The organism is Pseudomonas sp. IT-P218 (assembly GCF_949767605.1).
GTDB lineage: Bacteria > Pseudomonadota > Gammaproteobacteria > Pseudomonadales > Pseudomonadaceae > Aquipseudomonas > Aquipseudomonas putida_AE.
Map to the genome: position 1 here is coordinate 58,380 of NZ_CATKQQ010000004.1, position 17,137 is coordinate 75,516.

Genomic DNA, 17,137 nt, shown 5'->3' on the forward strand with positions numbered 1-17,137 from the left:
AGCTAACGGCTTAGCGCGGGAATGCTGGCGGGTTTACACCGGCCATGTCTTCCATTACGCGAACCACCTGGCAGCTGTAACCGAACTCGTTGTCGTACCAGACGTACAGTACAACGCGGTTATCCTGGGTGATGGTCGCTTCAGCGTCCACAACGCCTGCGTGGCGCGAGCCAACGAAGTCGGTGGAAACCACTTCCTGCGAATTGACGTAGTCGATCTGCTTGTGCAGGTCCGAGTGCATGGCCATCTGGCGCAGGTACTCGTTGATCTCTTCGCGGGTGGTGGCCTTTTCCAGGTTCAGGTTCAGGATGGCCATCGACACGTTCGGCGTAGGAACACGAATCGCGTTGCCGGTCAGCTTGCCCTTGAGCACTGGCAGCGCCTTGGCGGCTGCGGTGGCGGCACCGGTTTCGGTGATGACCATGTTCAGCGGCGCGGCGCGGCCACGACGGCTGCCCTTGTGGAAGTTGTCGATCAGGTTCTGGTCGTTGGTGAACGAGTGAACGGTTTCGACGTGGCCGTTGACGATGCCGAACTTGTCATTCACAGCCTTCAGCACCGGCACGATGGCGTTGGTGGTGCAGGAAGCAGCCGAGATGATCTTGTCGTCAGGGCTGATGTCGCCATGGTTGATGCCGTGCACGATGTTCTTCAGCGCGCCCTTGCCAGGTGCGGTGAGGATCACGCGGGCAGCGCCCGGGCAGGCCAGGTGCTGGCCCAGGCCGTCGGCGTCACGCCATACGCCGGTGTTGTCGACGATCAGCGCGTTTTCGATGCCGTACTGGGTGTAGTCGACTTCGGCCGGGCTCTTGGCGTAGATAACCTGGATCAGGTTGCCGTTGGCGGTGATGGTGTTGTTGGCTTCATCAATGGTGATGGTGCCATCGAACGGACCATGGACCGAGTCGCGACGCAGCAGGCTGGCGCGTTTGACCAGGTCGTTCTCGGCGCCCTTGCGGACGACGATGGCGCGCAGGCGCAGGCCGTCGCCACCACCGGTTTTCTCGATCAGGATGCGCGCCAGCAGACGGCCGATACGACCGAAGCCGTACAGGACAACGTCGGTGCCTTTGCGGGCGGAGGCGTTCTGCTGGCCAACCACGTCGGCCAGTTCTTCACGGACGAACTGCTCGGCAGTACGGCCATTGCCTTCAGCCTTGAATTTGGCTGCCAGCTTGCCCAGGTCTACCGAAGCGGCGCCGAGCTTGAGCTCGCTCATCGCCTTGAGCAGCGGGAATGTTTCGTGGACGGACAGCTCGGTATCGTCGGTTTGACGGTGACGAGCAAAGCGGTGAGCTTTGAGAATCGCAATGACTGAACGATTGATCAGGCTGCGGCCATAGATCGAGCTCACCACATTGTTATTGCGGTAGAGCTGACCGATAAGCGGAATCATCGCTTCTGCGAGTGCTTCACGGTCGATCCATTCACCAAGACACTGGTCGGGCTTCTGAGTCACGGGAACCTTCCACATGTAGGGGCAGAAAAAAGGGGCTACATTATGCCGCCGTAAGCCTCGTGTAGCAATGCGCGCCTGTCGTGCGATCCGTAACAATTTTTCCTTCAAAAAAATCACGCATCGCTGGAACCCAATGAAACCGGGGCTTTCAGCGCAGTCAATTTTTTGGAGACAACGCTACCTTGTCCGTAACCCTCCGTAACACCTGCTGGTTTTACCACTACATATTCTGGTTTTTACGGTAAAAAACAGTGGTTTTTTGTCTTTACCACTACATTTCGCCAAACCTGCGTAATAGACACAGTCTGCAACTGACAGGCGGCACCCGGGACCGCTACAATTACCGACTTTGTCGCAACGCTTGGAGCTCAACCTTCCGTGCCCGTTCTGCGTCTACCGCTTCTCCCTGCCGCGGCAGGTAAACAGCACTGGGGCAACCTGCCCGGTGCCGCCCTGAGCCTGGCCATCGCCGAGGCTGCCAGCGCTGCCAAGCGCTTTACCCTGCTGCTCACCGCCGACAGCCAAAGTGCCGAACGGCTGGAACAGGAGCTGAGTTTCTTCGCCCCGGATTTGCCCGTACTGCATTTCCCCGACTGGGAAACCCTGCCCTACGACCTGTTCTCGCCGCACCAGGACATCATTTCCCAGCGCATCGCCAGCCTGTACCGGCTGCCCGAGCTGTCGCACGGCGTGCTGGTGGTGCCGATCACCACCGCCCTGCACCGCCTGGCGCCGACCAAGTTCCTGCTCGGCAGCAGCCTGGTGCTGGATGTCGGCCAGAAACTCGACGTCGAGCAGATGCGCAGCCGCCTCGAGGCCACCGGTTATCGCTACGTCGATACCGTGTACGAGCATGGCGAATTCACCGTGCGCGGCTCGCTGATCGACCTGTTCCCGATGGGCAGCAAGTTGCCCTATCGCATCGACCTGTTCGACGACGAAATCGAGACCCTGCGCACATTCGACCCGGAAAACCAGCGCTCCATCGACAAGGTCGATTCGGTCAAGCTGCTGCCGGCCAAGGAATTCCCGCTGCAGAAAGAGGCCGTCACCCGCTTCAAGGCGCGCTTTCGCGAGCGTTTCGATGTCGACTTCCGGCGCTGCCCGATCTTCCAGGACCTGAGCAGCGGGATTACCCCGGCCGGTATCGAGTACTACCTGCCGCTGTTCTTCGAAGAAACCTCGACCCTGTTCGATTACCTGCCGCAGGACACGCAAGTGTTCTCCCTGCCCGGCATCGAACAGGCGGCCGAAAACTTCTGGAACGACGTGCGCAATCGCTATGAAGAGCGGCGTGTCGATCCATCCCGTCCTTTATTGCCGCCCGCCGAACTGTTCCTGCCGGTGGAAGACTGCTTCGCGCGCCTGAAAAACTGGCCACGGGTAGTGGCGAGTCAACAGGATGTGGAAACCGGCGCCGGCCGCGAACGCTTCCCTGCCCGGGAATTGCCGAACCTGGCGATCGAAGCCAAGGCCACGCAACCCTTGGCGGCGCTGGCCGGCTTCCTCGACGAATTCCCCGGTCGCGTGCTGTTTACCGCCGAGTCCGCTGGCCGTCGTGAAGTGCTGCTGGAACTGCTCGAACGCCTGAAGCTGCGCCCCAAGACCGTTGACAGCTGGCCGGACTTCGTCGCCGGCAAGGAGCGCCTGGCGATCACCATCGCGCCGCTGGACGAAGGGTTGCTGCTGGACGATCCGGCCCTGGCGCTGGTCGCCGAAAGCCCGTTGTTCGGCCAGCGCGTGATGCAGCGCCGGCGCCGGGAGAAACGCGCCGACGCCAACAACGATGCGGTCATCAAGAACCTCACCGAGCTGCGCGAAGGCGCGCCGGTGGTGCACATCGACCACGGCGTCGGTCGTTACCTGGGCCTGGCCACCCTGGAAATCGACAACCAGGCCGCCGAATTCCTCGCCCTGGAATACGCCGAGGGCGCCAAGCTGTACGTGCCGGTGGCCAACCTGCACCTGATCGCCCGCTACACCGGCAGCGACGACGCCCTCGCCCCGCTGCATCGCCTGGGTTCCGAGACCTGGCAAAAAGCCAAGCGCAAGGCCGCCGAACAGGTGCGCGACGTCGCGGCTGAATTGCTCGACATCTATGCGCGCCGCGCCGCCCGTGAAGGGTATGCCTTCGCCGACCCGAAAGCCGATTACGCCACCTTCAGCGCCGGTTTCCCGTTCGAAGAAACGCCGGACCAGCAAACGACTATCGAAGCGGTGCGCGAAGACATGCTCGCGCCCAAGCCGATGGACCGCCTGGTGTGCGGCGACGTCGGCTTCGGCAAGACCGAAGTGGCCATGCGCGCCGCGTTCATTGCCGTGCACGGCGGTCGCCAGGTGGCGATCCTGGTGCCCACTACCCTGCTCGCCCAGCAGCACTACAACAGCTTCCGCGACCGCTTCGCCGACTGGCCGGTGAGCGTGGAAGTGATGAGCCGCTTCAAGTCGGCCAAGGAAGTGAATGCGGCGATCGCGGACCTGGCCGAAGGCAAGATCGACATCGTCATCGGCACGCACAAGTTGCTGTCCGACGATGTCAAGATCAAGAACCTCGGGCTGGTGATCATTGACGAAGAACACCGCTTCGGTGTGCGTCAGAAAGAACAGCTCAAGGCCCTGCGCAGCGAAGTCGACATCCTCACCCTGACCGCCACGCCGATTCCGCGCACGCTGAACATGGCCGTGTCGGGCATGCGCGACCTGTCGATCATCGCCACGCCGCCGGCCCGGCGCCTGTCGGTGCGCACCTTCGTCATGGAGCAGAACAAGAGCACGGTCAAGGAGGCCCTGCTCCGTGAGCTGCTGCGTGGCGGCCAGGTCTACTACCTGCACAACGATGTGAAGACCATCGAGAAATGCGCCGCCGACCTCGCCGAACTGGTGCCGGAAGCGCGGATCGGCATCGGCCATGGGCAGATGCGCGAGCGCGAGCTCGAACAAGTGATGAGCGACTTCTACCACAAGCGCTTCAACGTGCTGATCGCCTCGACCATCATCGAGACCGGCATCGACGTGCCGAGCGCCAACACCATCATCATCGAGCGCGCCGACAAGTTCGGCCTGGCGCAACTGCACCAGTTGCGCGGCCGCGTCGGGCGCAGTCACCATCAGGCCTACGCCTACCTGCTGACGCCGCCGCGCCAGCAGATCACCGCAGACGCGGAAAAGCGCCTGGAAGCGATCGCCAACACCCAGGACCTCGGCGCGGGCTTCGTGCTCGCCACCAACGACCTGGAAATCCGTGGTGCCGGCGAATTGCTCGGCGACGGGCAAAGCGGGCAGATCCAGGCAGTCGGTTTCACGCTGTACATGGAAATGCTCGAGCGCGCGGTGAAGTCGATCCGCAAGGGCGAACAACCCAACCTCGATCAGCCGCTGGGCGGCGGTCCGGAAGTCAACTTGCGCGTACCGGCGTTGATTCCCGAGGACTACCTGCCGGACGTCCATGCCCGCCTGATTCTCTACAAGCGCATCGCCTCGGCCACCGATGAGGAAGGTCTCAAGGACTTGCAGGTGGAGATGATCGACCGCTTCGGCCTGTTGCCGGAGCCGACCAAGAACCTGATGCGCATCACCGCCCTGAAATTGCAGGCCGAGTTGCTGGGCATCAAGAAAGTCGACGGCGGCCCGCAAGGTGGTCGAATCGAGTTTGCGACACAAACCCCGGTCGACCCGCTGACCTTGATCAAGCTGATCCAGAGCCAGCCCAAACGCTACAAATTCGAAGGGGCGACGATGTTCAAGTTCCAGGTCCCGATGGAGCGCTCGGAAGAGCGCTTTAATACTGTAGAGGCGCTGTTTGAGCGCCTCATTCCGAAAACTGCTTGAAGGACGCCGCATGCGCCTGTTTCGCTCACTGACCTTGTTGACAATGTTAATAACAGCACTGGTCACCCCGTCGGTCTTTGCCGATGATCTGTATCAGATTGAAATGATTCTGGTGCGGCAGAACGCCGTGCCGGCGATTGTCAGCCGTGCCGCGCCGGAAGACTGGGCCGCTGGCGCACAAGCCGTCAGCCCTGACAGCCTGCGCACGCCGAGCCTCAATGGCGAAGTGGAAAAACTGACCGCCAGCAATGAATACACCGTGCTGCTGCACAAAGCCTGGCAGCAGACCCTCGGCGAAACACCGGTCAAGGTCGCGGTCAGCGACGGCAAGGAGCAGTTCGGCCAGTACCCGATTGAAGGCACCCTGAACATGACGCTTGGACGCTTCACCGATGTGGACGCCGACTTCTGGGTCAACCAGTTCAACGACGAAGGCCTGGTCACCGCCAGCGAACGCCTGAAACAGGAAAGCCACACCAAGAACGGCCAGCTCAACTTCCTCGACAACGGCCACCTGGGCCTGCTGATCAAGATCACCTCGTTGACGGCGCCCGCTCCCCGGGAAGCCCCTGAAGTCGTTCCGGACTGATTGAAGCCCCCATGTCCGCGACGACCCTGAGCAAACCCCTGGCACCTTCCTGGGTCAGCCGATTCAAGGAACAGAGCCTGGAGCGTGGTCGCCGCTACGCACTGGAAAATCGCGTCAGGATCGTCGAGGTCGGCGACGCGACCATCACCGCGGCATGCGAAGGCTCTGGCGGTAACGTTTACCGTCAGACCATTCGCCTGCGCGAGTCGGCCAAAGGCACCTTGCTGATGGTCGATGCCACCTGCTCCTGTCCGGTCCACAGCAACTGCAAACATTGCGCGGCGGTGCTCCTGCAAGTCCAGGAAACCCTCGACTACCCCGCCGCCGCCAAAGACGCCGAACTCCTGGAAAAACTCCAGGCGGTGCTGGAAAACCGTAGCCCCAAGGCACCACCGCAAGTCCTGGTGGACAACGTGCAACCGGTACCGCGCCTGTGGCTGGCGAGCATCGAATTCAGCGCCTTCGAACCGCGCAACGGGCGGATGCAGCGTTACATCCAGCATCGCGCGGCACTGTCCTTCAGTTATCTGGACGAGTACGTTTCAGGCCAGAAGAATTCCGACATCCTGATTCGCCAGGAGACCCAGACCCTACGGATAAAACGCCACCCGGATGTGGAACAGTCCTACCGCGAACAGCTGCGAATCCTCGGCTTCAAGATCGCCACCCGGCAAAGCAAGGCCCTGCCGGAAAGCGCAGGCGAACTGTATGAGATGGTCAATGACAGCGCCTGGTTGACCTTCACCCTCAATGAACTGCCGAAGTTGCGCACCCAGGGCTGGGAACTGCTGATCAACGAGGACTTCGGATTCGACCTGACCGCCGTGGACGATTGGTACGCCACGGTCGAACAGGCGCCGGAGCGGGATTGGTTCGACCTGGAACTGGGGATCATCGTCAATGGCGAGCGGCTGAGCCTGCTGCCGATCCTGCTGAACCTGATGCGCTCGCACACCGAACTGCTCAACCCGGAACGCCTGGCACGGCGGCGCGACGACGAGCTGATCCTGGTCAACATCCCCAACCGGCCGAACGCCGATCACGGCCCCTTGCAAGTCGCCCTGCCCTTCGGCCGCCTGAAACCGGTACTGGCGACGCTCGGCGAGTTTTACCTGCAAGAGCCGGGTGAAACCGCACTGCGCCTGAGCAAGGCCGACGCCACGCGCCTCAATGCGCTGGAAGACCTGCCGCTGCTCTGGGAAGGTGGCGAGCAGATCCGCACCTTTGCCCAGCGCCTGCGCGACATCAAGGACTACACCGCCACGGCTCCGGACGGCTTGAATGCAACCCTGCGTCCGTATCAGCTTGAAGGCCTGAGCTGGATGCAGTCGTTGCGGCAACTGGAAGTCGGCGGCATCCTCGCCGATGACATGGGTCTGGGCAAAACCCTGCAGACACTGGCGCACATGCTCAGCGAGAAGAACGCCGGGCGCCTCGATCGCCCCTGCATGGTGGTGATGCCCACCAGCCTGATTCCCAACTGGCTCGACGAAGCCGCGCATTTTACCCCGCAACTCAAGGTGCTGGCACTGTACGGCGCCAGCCGCAAAAAGCATTTCGACAACCTGGCCGACTACGACCTGATCCTGACCACCTACGCGTTGCTGCCCAAGGACGTCGACCGCCTGGCGGCGCAGCCGTTGCACGTCCTGGTGCTGGATGAAGCGCAGTACATCAAGAACCCGAACAGCAAGGCCGCCCAGGCCGCCCGTGAGTTGAACGCCCGCCAGCGCCTGTGCCTGAGCGGCACGCCACTGGAAAACCACCTGGGCGAGCTCTGGTCGCTGTTTCATTTCCTGCTGCCCGGCTGGCTCGGCGACGTGAAAAGCTTCAACCGCGATTACCGCGTCCCGATTGAAAAGCGCACCAGCGAAGTACGACTGCAACACCTCAACGGTCGGATAAAACCTTTCCTGCTGCGCCGCACCAAGGAACAGGTGGCCACCGAGCTGCCACCGAAAACCGAGATCATCCATTGGGTCGAGCTCAACGAAACCCAGCGCGACCTGTACGAAACCATGCGCCTGGCCATGGACAAGAAAGTCCGCGACGAAATCACCCGCAAAGGCGTGGCCCGCAGCCAGATCATCATCCTCGAGGCGCTGCTCAAGCTGCGCCAGGTGTGTTGCGATCTGCGCCTGGTCAATGACGCGACCCTTCCGACGCGGGGCAGCACCTCGGGCAAGCTCGACAGCCTGATGGAAATGCTCGAAGAGCTGTTCGAGGAAGGCCGGCGGATCCTGCTGTTCTCGCAGTTCACTTCGATGCTGGCCTTGATCGAGGTCGAACTGAAGAAACGCGGTGTTGAATATGCCTTGCTGACCGGACAGACCCGCGACCGTCGTACACCGGTGAAGGAATTCCAGAGCGGCAAGCGTCAGATCTTTCTCATCAGCCTGAAAGCCGGCGGCGTCGGCCTGAACCTGACGGAAGCGGACACCGTGATTCATTACGACCCCTGGTGGAATCCGGCCACGGAAAACCAGGCCACCGACCGTGCCTATCGCATTGGCCAGGAGAAGCCGGTATTTGTCTACAAGCTGATCGCGCGCGGCACGGTGGAAGAGAAGATCCAGCACCTGCAGAAGGAGAAATCCGACCTGGCGGCGGGCGTGCTGGATGGGCGTCAGGCGGGGGATTGGAAGTTGCAGAGTGATGATATCGAAGCGTTGTTTGCGCCGTTGCCGGACAAGCTGGAGAAGTAGCAAGATTCGAACTGTAGGAGCCGGCTTGCCGGCGAAGGCGGTCGTGAATTTTGTGCTGGGCTTCAGGACCCCTTCGCTGGCAAGCCAGCTCCTACAGGTCAGTCGCTTGTCGATCCTATGAGCACCCGCGACAACGTCGACCTCACCTTACCCATCCCCTCACTCAACGCCTGTTCGATCCCGGCCATGCTGATCACCGTCGCCGACTTGCCAGCCGCCGGGTTCACCACCAGCGCCAGGCAGGCGTAATCCAGTTCCAGCTCGCGGGCCAGGGCCGCTTCCGGCATCCCGGTCATGCCAACGATATCGCAGCCATCGCGTTCCAGGCGCAGGATCTCGGCGGCGGTTTCCAGCCGCGGACCCTGCATGCAGGCATACACACCCTGATCACTGAAACCAATGCCTTCGGCCACCAACGCGGCAATCAAGCGCTGACGCAGCGATTCACTGTAGGGGTAGCTGAAGTCGATATGGGTGACCGGCTCCAGGTCATCGGCAAAGTAGCTGTGCTCGCGACCGCTGGTGTAGTCGATCAATTGATGCGGCACGCAGAAATGCCCGGTACCCATCGCTGCGTTAATGCCGCCCACCGCGTTGACCGCAATTATCGCCTCGGCACCGGCCTGCTTCAGCGCCCAGAGATTGGCCCGGTAATTCACCCGGTGCGGGGCAAAACGGTGCGGCTGGCCATGCCGGGCGAGAAACAGCACTTCGTGGCCGGCGTACTCGCCGATCTGCACCTCGGCAGACGGCGCGCCGTAGGGAGTGTCCAGCGCCAATGACTGACGAATGTCCAGGCCTTCCAGCCGGGTCAGGCCGGTACCGCCGATAATCGCGTAGACCGTCATGGCGCCCCTCCTTATCAATCGATCAACTGTGCATCCCTGAGCGCGCCAACGGCGGCCAGCCAGCGTGGATCCTGGCGGTATTCGGTGCTCGCAAACGCCTGGCCACGCATACGCGCAATGCGCGCCGACGGCTTGACCTTCAGGCGCTGAGCGGCGCTCAAGGCCAGTTCGGCGGCCGCACGGTCGTTGCACACCAGGCCCATGTCGCACCCGGCGGTCAATGCTGCTTCGATACGGCTGGCGGCATCGCCCACCACATGGGCACCGGCCATGGACAGGTCGTCACTGAAAATTACGCCGTCGAATTGCAGCTCGCCACGCAGGATGTCCTGCAGCCAGCGCCGGGAGAAGCCCGCTGGCTGCGCATCGACCTGTGGATAAATAACGTGGGCAGGCATGACGGCGGCCAACTGCTGGCTCAGTCTGGCGAAAGGCACCAGGTCGTGGGCGCGGATCTGCTCAAGGCTGCGCTCATCGTTGGGGATCGCGACGTGGGAATCCGCCTCGGCCCAACCGTGGCCGGGAAAATGCTTGCCGGTGGCGGCCATGCCCGCGGTGTTCATGCCGCGAATGAACGCACCGGCCAGCAATGCGGCACGTTCTGGATCAGCTTCGAACGAACGGGTCCCGACCACGGCGCTACGCTGGTGATCGAGATCCAGCACCGGGGCGAAGCTCAGGTCCAGGCCCACGGCCAGCACCTCGGTGGCCATGATCCAGCCGCACTGCTCGGCCAGGTATTCGGCGTTGGGGTTATCGGCAATGGCGCGCATCGCCGGCAGTCGCACGAAGCCCTGGCGCAGGCGCTGCACCCGTCCACCCTCCTGGTCCACCGCCAGCAGCAGGTCGGGACGAATGGCGCGGATCGCCGCGCTCAGCTCGCGCACCTGGCGCGGATGCTCGATGTTGCGGGCGAAAATGATCAGGCCGCCCACCTCGGGCTGGCGCAACAATTGGCGATCTTCAGCGGTCAGCCAGGTACCGGCGACGTCCACCATCAACGAGCCTTGCAGGCCAGCAGTCATAGCAATTCCTTGATAACGATAAACCCGGCTCGCAGCGATTCACCGCCCTGGGTTGTACCCGGGAGGTCGATGATCATGAGCGGGAACGGGTTGACAACGAGAGTCGGCATGGGCGGCTAGCTTATCGGATGTAAGCAGCCGCGCCCACCCATGAGCGGTTAAACCTTGGCGGCAACCGGTGTCGATTTGCTACGAGGACGCAGCTGCGCGGTGGCCATGGCCGAGTCGGTGACCCCGGATTCGGCACGCATGCCGGCCGCCAGGAACGGCACCATCAGGCGCATGACCTGTTCGATGGAGGTGTTGACCCCGAAGTCGGTTTCGGCGATGGCACGCAAGGCCTTGATACCGGACATGCTGAACGCTGCCGCTCCGAGCATGAAGTGCACGCGCCAGAACAGTTCGATCGGCGGGATCCTCGGCGCGGCCTCGTTGACCAGCATCATGTAGCGGCGAAACACCTTGCCATACATGTCTTCCAGATAACGACGCAAATGCCCCTGGCTCTGGCTGAAGGCCAGCCCGAGCAAACGCATGAAGATCGACAGGTCGTTGCCGCTGCGCGGCTGCACCACCAGGGCCTGCTCGACGAGGATTTCCAGCAGTTCCTCGAGGGAAGGCTTGTTTTCAGGCCTGGCCTGGCGCCGCTCCAGCTCTTTATCGAGGCTGAGGCAGAATGGCCCCAAAAAGCGCGAGAAGACCGCCTGGATCAGCGCCTTCTTCGAACCGAAGTGATAGTTCACCGCCGCGAGATTGACACCCGCCTTGCTGGTGATCAAACGCAATGAGGTTTCAGCGAAACCTTTTTCCGCGAACAACTGCTCGGCAGCATCGAGAATGCGTTCAACGGTTTCCGACTGGGCCATGGCTACTCCGCCTGACAAACACTTGTTTGAAACATACGTTTCAGCCCGTGCATTGTCAAGTCTGGCAGTTCGTTTCGGGAATGGTCGGTCAGACATTTAACCACACAACCGCAAAGCTTCCATCAGCCCGTTGCGCGACCGTCTGGCGGCGGAGAAAAAAAGGGGCATTGCCAAGACCGTTCCACTGTATATAATCCCAGTCACTGTATAAAAAGACAGAGCGATCAATATGCTAAAGCTGACGCCACGCCAAGCCGAGATTCTGGCCTTCATCAAACGCTGCCTGGAAGACAACGGTTACCCGCCGACCCGTGCGGAAATCGCTCAGGAACTGGGTTTCAAATCGCCCAACGCGGCAGAAGAACACCTCAAGGCGCTGGCCCGCAAGGGCGCGATCGAGATGACCCCGGGCGCTTCGCGCGGCATTCGCATTCCCGGCTTCGAGGCCAAGGCCGACGATTCCAGCCTGCCGATCATTGGCCGGGTCGCCGCCGGCGCGCCAATCCTCGCCCAGCAACACGTTGAAGAGTCCTGCAACATCAACCCTGCGTTCTTCCACCCGCGCGCCGATTACCTGCTGCGGGTGCACGGCATGAGCATGAAGGATGTGGGCATCTTCGACGGCGACCTGCTGGCCGTCCACACCACCCGCGAAGCCCGCAACGGCCAGATCGTGGTGGCGCGGATCGGCGACGAAGTCACCGTCAAGCGCTTCAAGCGCGACGGCAGCAAAGTCTGGCTGATGGCCGAAAACCCCGAGTTTGCCCCTATCGAAGTGAACCTTAAAGATCAGGAACTGGTGATCGAAGGCTTGAGCGTCGGCGTCATTCGCCGCTAAAGGAGGCTTTATGCAGTTCCCACAGACACCACAGCAAGCCCAACTGCCGCTACTGTTCGAGGCGTTCATGGCACAGCCATTGGCGCCGATCCTGAAGGAAGTGGTCGAGTCGCCCTGGAGCGCCGAGCCCGAGGTCTTCAGTGAGTTGTCTCTGCGTGGTGCAGCCGGGAATTGCCTGAACCTTCTGGCGCCGATCCTGCGCGAGCTCAGCCAGGACCAGGATGCCCGCTGGCTGACCCTGATCGCCCCGCCCGCCAGCCTGACCCAGACCTGGTTGCGGGACGCCGGCCTCAATCGCGAGCGCATCCTGCTGCTGCAACCCCGGGGCACCCAGAGCGCCCAGCAACTGACTTGTGAGGCACTTCGCCTCGGCCGCAGCCACACGGTGGTCAGCTGGCTCAACCCGTTGAACGCAAACTCTCGGCAACAGCTGATCAGCGCCGCCCGGATCGGGGACGCTCAAAGCCTGAATATTCGTCTGGGGTAACGGCGCACAGTGAAGGTGCGGGGCTTCTACAAGGACGGAGAAGCCAATGGGAGACAGTGTCGGTAAAAACCGACGGGCGGGGTCAATGAAGGACCCGCGGCCCCTCTTCCTTTTCGAAATCGCCTTCAACCAGGCGCCCTGCCATTTGCACGCCGACACTCAACATCGCCTTGGCGACTTCTACGTGCTGGCCTTGCAGGAACGCTTTGGCATCCTCGGAGAAATCCAAAGTAACCAGAGAACCCTCGTCCTCAGCCCTGCGCAGCTCGATTCGGCCGTCTGGTAACTCGACAATTTCTAGAAAGGACGTTGGCATAAAGGTCTGTTCTCCACGAAAGGCGGGCATTATATAGGCATCGGCCAGGCTTCGCTCGGGATCTTGACCAGATGCCATCGCGAAATCAGCTTAGGGGGCAGAGCAAACAACCCTGCGGGTCGTTCGCTGCACCCTTCACTCCCTCAGCACTCGTTCAAGCCTTCGCGAAAACGGACGGCCAGGCTTTTCAAGTTCTGCCGCCAACTCTCAAGCTCCTCACGGCCCAGCTCCTGAGGTGCCTCTTCTTCATCCAGGTTGACTGCCAGGATCAACGGCTGCGTCACATCACCCTTGGGCTTGTGCGGCGCCCGTGGCGGCTGAAACAACGCGGCATGGGCAGCCAACAGTTTGGCCAGCCAGGTTTCCGGGTTGTTGGCCAGCTCGACCATCTCGGCCATTTCCGGAATTGCGATGCTTTCCAGCACTTCACGAGTCAGCAAGGATTCGGCCCGGGAGGCATTGGCTTGGGGCAAACGATAGAAGCCGGCAATCTCGTGACACAACCCCAGCAAGGCACCATACAGGTGAAATAACGCCGATTCTCGCCCCGCCTGAATCAGCGCCAGGGAATTCATCGCCCGCCCCTCTTCGGCCTTGGCGAGCGCTTCCAGCGACAAGCCGGCGAAATAAATCTTCTGGTTGGTACGGGTATAGAGCTCGTGGGCCATGACGGCAGCCTCCACAACGAAATAATTGCTTCACGCAGGTCAGACAGTGTCGTGGATCAACTCCCTTTGCCGCAAGCATTGTCTAATCCTGAAGCAGATACCGGCCCAATAAATCTCCCCGTAGGAGCAAGCGGTGCTGCGTTCCGACTTGCCGGCGCCATCGTCGGAACGCCGCCCGCAGCAAGCCAGCTCCTACAGGTAAATGCGTACGGCTCCCGATCAGGCCGGCCGGTAGGCCGCCTCGCTTTGGCTTTGGCTTTTGATCTGGCTTTAGATTTTCTTGCCACATCGAGAGGCCGAGTGGAGGTTCTGCGCAGTGGGCCCTGTAGGAGCAGCCGGTCGACGCTCGATTGCTCGCGAAAAAACTGAGAACACCGCGGGGTGTCAGGATCCCCGCATCATCGTTGACCTCCATCGCGAGCAATCGAGCGTCGACCGGCTGCTCCTCCAGGCTCTTCAAAGTGACCCGCTGTAGGAGCGGAACCATAGGTGGCCGTTACCGCAGGAATGGATATGTACTCGGTCAACAAATAATAGATCGCCTGTCAGGACGCCATCGCCGGCAGGCCGGCTCCCACAGTGGATCGGGTACAGCCGCAAGTGATTGGTCGGCTATATGGCCGCCTTCGCTGCGATGCGGCGACCCGACAAGCCAGCTCCTACAGTGGATTGGGTATAACCGTGGGAGATCGGTCGGGTGTGAGGCCCTGCGCCGGAGAGCAGGCACCCTGCACAAACAAAAAAGCCGCATGAAAACCCGAAGGTCGTCATGCGGCTTTTTCTGTGGAGAGGCTTTTACGCCTTCGCAGCCGGTCGCTTGTCCTCGACCTTCCACTTGCCACCGTCGTAGAACGCTTTCCAGCCAGTCGGCTTGCCGTCGACTTCGGTCTGCACGTACTGCTCCTTGGTCTTGCGGCTGTAGCGGATCACCGCAGGCAAGCCATCTGGATCTTTCTTCGGCGCTTCGCAAAGGAAGTGGTACTTCGGATCGATCTCATCCTTGTGCGGCAAAATCTCGATCACCAGCGGCGCACGGGTCTCGCGGTTTTTCGGGAATTGGCTGGCGGCCAGGAACAGGCCCGAGGCACCGTCGCGCAGGATGTAGGTGTCGTTGACCTTTTCGCATTTCAGCTCAGGCATCTTCACCGGATCCATCTTCGGCGGCGCCGCATCACCGCTTTTCAGCAGTTTGCGGGTGTTCTTGCAGGTCGGGTTGGTGCAACCGAAGAACTTGCCGAAACGGCCGGTCTTGAGCTGCATCTCGCTGCCGCACTTGTCGCATTCCAGGCTCGGGCCTTCATAGCCCTTGATGCGATAGGTGCCCTCTTCGATTTCGTAGCCGGCGCAATCCGGGTTGTTACCGCAGATGTGCAGCTTGCGCTTCTCATCCAGCAGGTAGGCATCCATCGCCGTGCTGCAGATCGGGCAGCGGTGCTTGCCACGCAGCACCAGGGATTCCGATTCACCCTCGTCGTCCGCGGCGATTTCATCGCCCGGCACCAGGTTGACGGTCGCCTTGCAGCGTTCTTTCGGCGGCAGGCTGTAGCCCGAGCAACCGAGGAACACACCGGTCGATGCGGTACGGATCTGCATCGGACGCCCGCAGGTGGTGCACGGAATGTCGGTCATCACCGGCTGGTTGGCCCGCATGCCGCCGTCCGGGCTTTCGGCCACTTCGAGTTTCTTCTTGAAGTCGCCGTAGAACTCGTCGAGCACGTTTTTCCAGTCGCGTTCGCCCTGGGCCACGTCATCGAGGTGCTCTTCCATGCCGGCGGTGAAGCCGTAGTCCATCAGGTTGGAGAAGCTTTCGGCCAGGCGCTCGGTGACGATGTCGCCCATTTTTTCCGAATAGAAGCGACGGTTGTGCAGCGCCACGTAGCCGCGGTCCTGGATGGTCGAAATGATTGCCGCATAAGTCGAAGGACGACCGATGCCGCGCTTTTCCATTTCTTTCACCAGGCTGGCTTCCGAATAACGCGCCGGTGGCTTGGTGAAGTGCTGGGTCGGATCAAGCTTGATCAGCTTCATCGCGTCGCCCTGGGCCATGTCCGGCAGCACGTCGTCGTCGCCCGGCTTGGCAATTTGCGGCATCATGCGGGTGTAGCCGTCGAACTTGAGGATGCGGCCCTTGGCGCGCAGCTCGAAGTCGCCGGCACCGACGGTGACCGTGGTCGACAGGTATTGCGCCGGCAGCATCTGGCAGGCGAGGAACTGGCGCCAGATCAGCTCGTAGAGGCGCTCAGCGTCACGCTCCATGCCCGACAGCTTGCTTGGCTCAGTGTTGGCGTCGGAGGGACGAATCGCTTCGTGAGCCTCTTGTGCGCCTTCCTTGCTGCTGTAGACGTTCGGGGTTTCCGGCAGATACTTCTTGCCGAATTCGCCTTCAATATAGGTACGCGCCATCGCCACGGCATCGACCGAGAGGTTGGTCGAGTCGGTACGCATGTACGTGATGTAGCCAGCTTCGTACAAACGCTGGGCCATCATCATGGTCTTCTTCACGCCGAAGCCCAGGCGGTTGCTCGCGGCCTGCTGCAGGGTGGACGTGATGAACGGCGCCGACGGCTTGCTGCTGGTCGGTTTGTCTTCGCGCTTGACGATGCTGTAGCTGGAAGCCTTGAGCTTCTCCAGCGCGGCCATGGCCTGGGCTTCGTTGAGCGGCTTGAAAGCTTCGCCCTTCTCGCGAGCGACGTCAAAACGCACGGTCGCGCCCTTGGCGGTGCCGAGGTCGGCGTGGACTTCCCAGTACTCTTCCGGGATGAACGCGCGGATCTCACGCTCACGCTCCACCACCAGCTTCACGGCAACCGATTGCACGCGACCGGCGGACAGGCCACGGGCGATCTTGGCCCACAGCAGCGGCGAGACCATGTAACCCACCACGCGGTCGAGGAAACGACGCGCCTGCTGGGCGTTGACACGATCGATGTCCAGCTCGCCTGGCTGGGAGAAGGCTTCCTGGATCGCCTTCTTGGTGATTTCGTTGAACACCACGCGCTTGTAGCGGGTGTCGTCACCACCGATGGCTTCGCGCAGGTGCCAGGCAATGGCTTCCCCCTCGCGATCCAAGTCGGTTGCGAGATAGATGGTGTCAGCATCCTTGGCGAGCCGGCGCAGCTCTTCGATGACCTTTTCCTTGCCCGGGAGGATCTCGTACTTGGCTTTCCAGCCATGATCGGGATCGACGCCCATGCGAGCGACCAGCTGCTTGCGCGCCTTTTCTTTCGGCGACAAGGCCGGCGCTTCACCCGCAGCAGCCTTGCCGCGCTTGGCGGCTGGCTCTTTGCTGGCGCTAGCCGAACCGCTGGTGGGCAGGTCTCGGATATGGCCGATACTCGACTTCACCACGTATTCGTTGCCCAAATACTTGTTGATGGTCTTGGCCTTAGCCGGGGATTCCACAATGACCAGCGATTTGCCCATGGATCAGAAAATTCCTGAATTCTAGAAGTGAAAGGCGGTTGGCGCCTGACGCGGCACCGCTATATATAGTGGCTACAAGGTGAGG

12 protein-coding genes are annotated in these 17,137 nt (G+C 61.5%); 5 read left to right on the plus strand and 7 right to left on the minus strand.

The annotated features are described in order from the left end of the window. Positions 1–10 precede the first annotated feature (10 nt). A complete protein-coding gene (locus tag ACM6I6_RS03275; RefSeq protein WP_274077075.1) occupies positions 11–1,474 on the minus strand; it encodes a glyceraldehyde-3-phosphate dehydrogenase in 1,464 nt (487 codons plus the stop codon). Between the two features lie 363 nt (positions 1,475–1,837). Between ACM6I6_RS03275 and mfd the strand changes: the two genes are divergently transcribed. Genes mfd through ACM6I6_RS03290 form a run of 3 tightly spaced genes read left to right on the plus strand, consistent with a single transcriptional unit; the run spans position 1,838 to position 8,581 of the window. Continuing rightward, complete coding sequence (gene mfd, locus ACM6I6_RS03280; protein WP_414919394.1) at positions 1,838–5,287, plus strand: transcription-repair coupling factor; 3,450 nt, start codon at positions 1,838–1,840, stop codon at positions 5,285–5,287. A gap of 10 nt (positions 5,288–5,297) precedes the next feature. Continuing rightward, a complete protein-coding gene (locus ACM6I6_RS03285) occupies positions 5,298–5,876 on the plus strand; it encodes a CsiV family protein (protein WP_274077077.1) in 579 nt (192 codons plus the stop codon). 11 nt (positions 5,877–5,887) lie between these two features. After that, positions 5,888–8,581 (plus strand): SNF2-related protein, encoded by a 2,694-nt coding sequence (locus tag ACM6I6_RS03290; RefSeq protein ID WP_414919395.1) that lies wholly within the window; start codon positions 5,888–5,890, stop codon positions 8,579–8,581. A 98-nt stretch (positions 8,582–8,679) separates the two neighbouring features. Here ACM6I6_RS03290 and ACM6I6_RS03295 read toward each other — a convergent pair whose 3' ends face one another. The 3 genes from ACM6I6_RS03295 to ACM6I6_RS03305 form a co-directional block, all read right to left on the minus strand. Further along, positions 8,680–9,429, minus strand: coding sequence for an S-methyl-5'-thioinosine phosphorylase (locus ACM6I6_RS03295; RefSeq protein WP_414919396.1), 750 nt, complete (start codon positions 9,427–9,429; stop codon positions 8,680–8,682). A gap of 14 nt (positions 9,430–9,443) precedes the next feature. Then, positions 9,444–10,454: a beta-N-acetylhexosaminidase gene (gene nagZ, locus ACM6I6_RS03300; RefSeq protein ID WP_323608391.1), complete on the minus strand. Its 1,011-nt coding sequence runs from the start codon at positions 10,452–10,454 to the stop codon at positions 9,444–9,446. Between the two features lie 158 nt (positions 10,455–10,612). Then, positions 10,613–11,320 (minus strand): TetR/AcrR family transcriptional regulator, encoded by a 708-nt coding sequence (locus ACM6I6_RS03305; protein WP_274077081.1) that lies wholly within the window; start codon positions 11,318–11,320, stop codon positions 10,613–10,615. A 229-nt stretch (positions 11,321–11,549) separates the two neighbouring features. Here ACM6I6_RS03305 and lexA point away from each other — a divergent pair, with 229 nt between their 5' ends. Beyond that, positions 11,550–12,158, plus strand: a complete 609-nt coding sequence (lexA, locus tag ACM6I6_RS03310; protein WP_274077082.1) for a transcriptional repressor LexA — start codon at positions 11,550–11,552, stop codon at positions 12,156–12,158. Positions 12,159–12,168: 10 nt separating this feature from the next. After that, entirely contained in the window at positions 12,169–12,645 is a 477-nt protein-coding gene (gene sulA, locus ACM6I6_RS03315) for an SOS-induced cell division inhibitor SulA (RefSeq protein ID WP_323608392.1), read from the plus strand. An 82-nt stretch (positions 12,646–12,727) separates the two neighbouring features. On the opposite strand, the gene ACM6I6_RS03320 is transcribed toward sulA, so the two are convergent. The 3 genes from ACM6I6_RS03320 to topA form a co-directional block, all read right to left on the minus strand. Further along, positions 12,728–12,961, minus strand: a complete 234-nt coding sequence (locus ACM6I6_RS03320) for a hypothetical protein (RefSeq protein ID WP_274077098.1) — start codon at positions 12,959–12,961, stop codon at positions 12,728–12,730. Positions 12,962–13,104: 143 nt separating this feature from the next. After that, positions 13,105–13,629: a DUF6586 family protein gene (locus ACM6I6_RS03325; protein ID WP_274077084.1), complete on the minus strand. Its 525-nt coding sequence runs from the start codon at positions 13,627–13,629 to the stop codon at positions 13,105–13,107. 795 nt (positions 13,630–14,424) lie between these two features. Continuing rightward, positions 14,425–17,052 (minus strand): type I DNA topoisomerase, encoded by a 2,628-nt coding sequence (topA, locus tag ACM6I6_RS03330; protein ID WP_414919397.1) that lies wholly within the window; start codon positions 17,050–17,052, stop codon positions 14,425–14,427. Positions 17,053–17,137: the final 85 nt, after the last annotated feature.

Excerpts from the sequence above, each read along its gene's own strand:
- ACM6I6_RS03275 (WP_274077075.1), bottom strand. The coding sequence starts at position 1,474 with ATGTGGAAGGTTCCCGTGACTCAGAAGCCCGACCAGTGTCTTGGTGAA.
- ACM6I6_RS03285 (WP_274077077.1), top strand. The coding sequence starts at position 5,298 with ATGCGCCTGTTTCGCTCACTGACCTTGTTGACAATGTTAATAACAGCA.
- ACM6I6_RS03290 (WP_414919395.1), top strand. The coding sequence starts at position 5,888 with ATGTCCGCGACGACCCTGAGCAAACCCCTGGCACCTTCCTGGGTCAGC.
- ACM6I6_RS03295 (WP_414919396.1), bottom strand. The coding sequence starts at position 9,429 with ATGACGGTCTACGCGATTATCGGCGGTACCGGCCTGACCCGGCTGGAA.
- nagZ (WP_323608391.1), bottom strand. The coding sequence starts at position 10,454 with ATGACTGCTGGCCTGCAAGGCTCGTTGATGGTGGACGTCGCCGGTACC.
- ACM6I6_RS03305 (WP_274077081.1), bottom strand. The coding sequence starts at position 11,320 with ATGGCCCAGTCGGAAACCGTTGAACGCATTCTCGATGCTGCCGAGCAG.
- lexA (WP_274077082.1), top strand. The coding sequence starts at position 11,550 with ATGCTAAAGCTGACGCCACGCCAAGCCGAGATTCTGGCCTTCATCAAA.
- sulA (WP_323608392.1), top strand. The coding sequence starts at position 12,169 with ATGCAGTTCCCACAGACACCACAGCAAGCCCAACTGCCGCTACTGTTC.
- ACM6I6_RS03320 (WP_274077098.1), bottom strand. The coding sequence starts at position 12,961 with ATGCCAACGTCCTTTCTAGAAATTGTCGAGTTACCAGACGGCCGAATC.
- ACM6I6_RS03325 (WP_274077084.1), bottom strand. The coding sequence starts at position 13,629 with ATGGCCCACGAGCTCTATACCCGTACCAACCAGAAGATTTATTTCGCC.
- topA (WP_414919397.1), bottom strand. The coding sequence starts at position 17,052 with ATGGGCAAATCGCTGGTCATTGTGGAATCCCCGGCTAAGGCCAAGACC.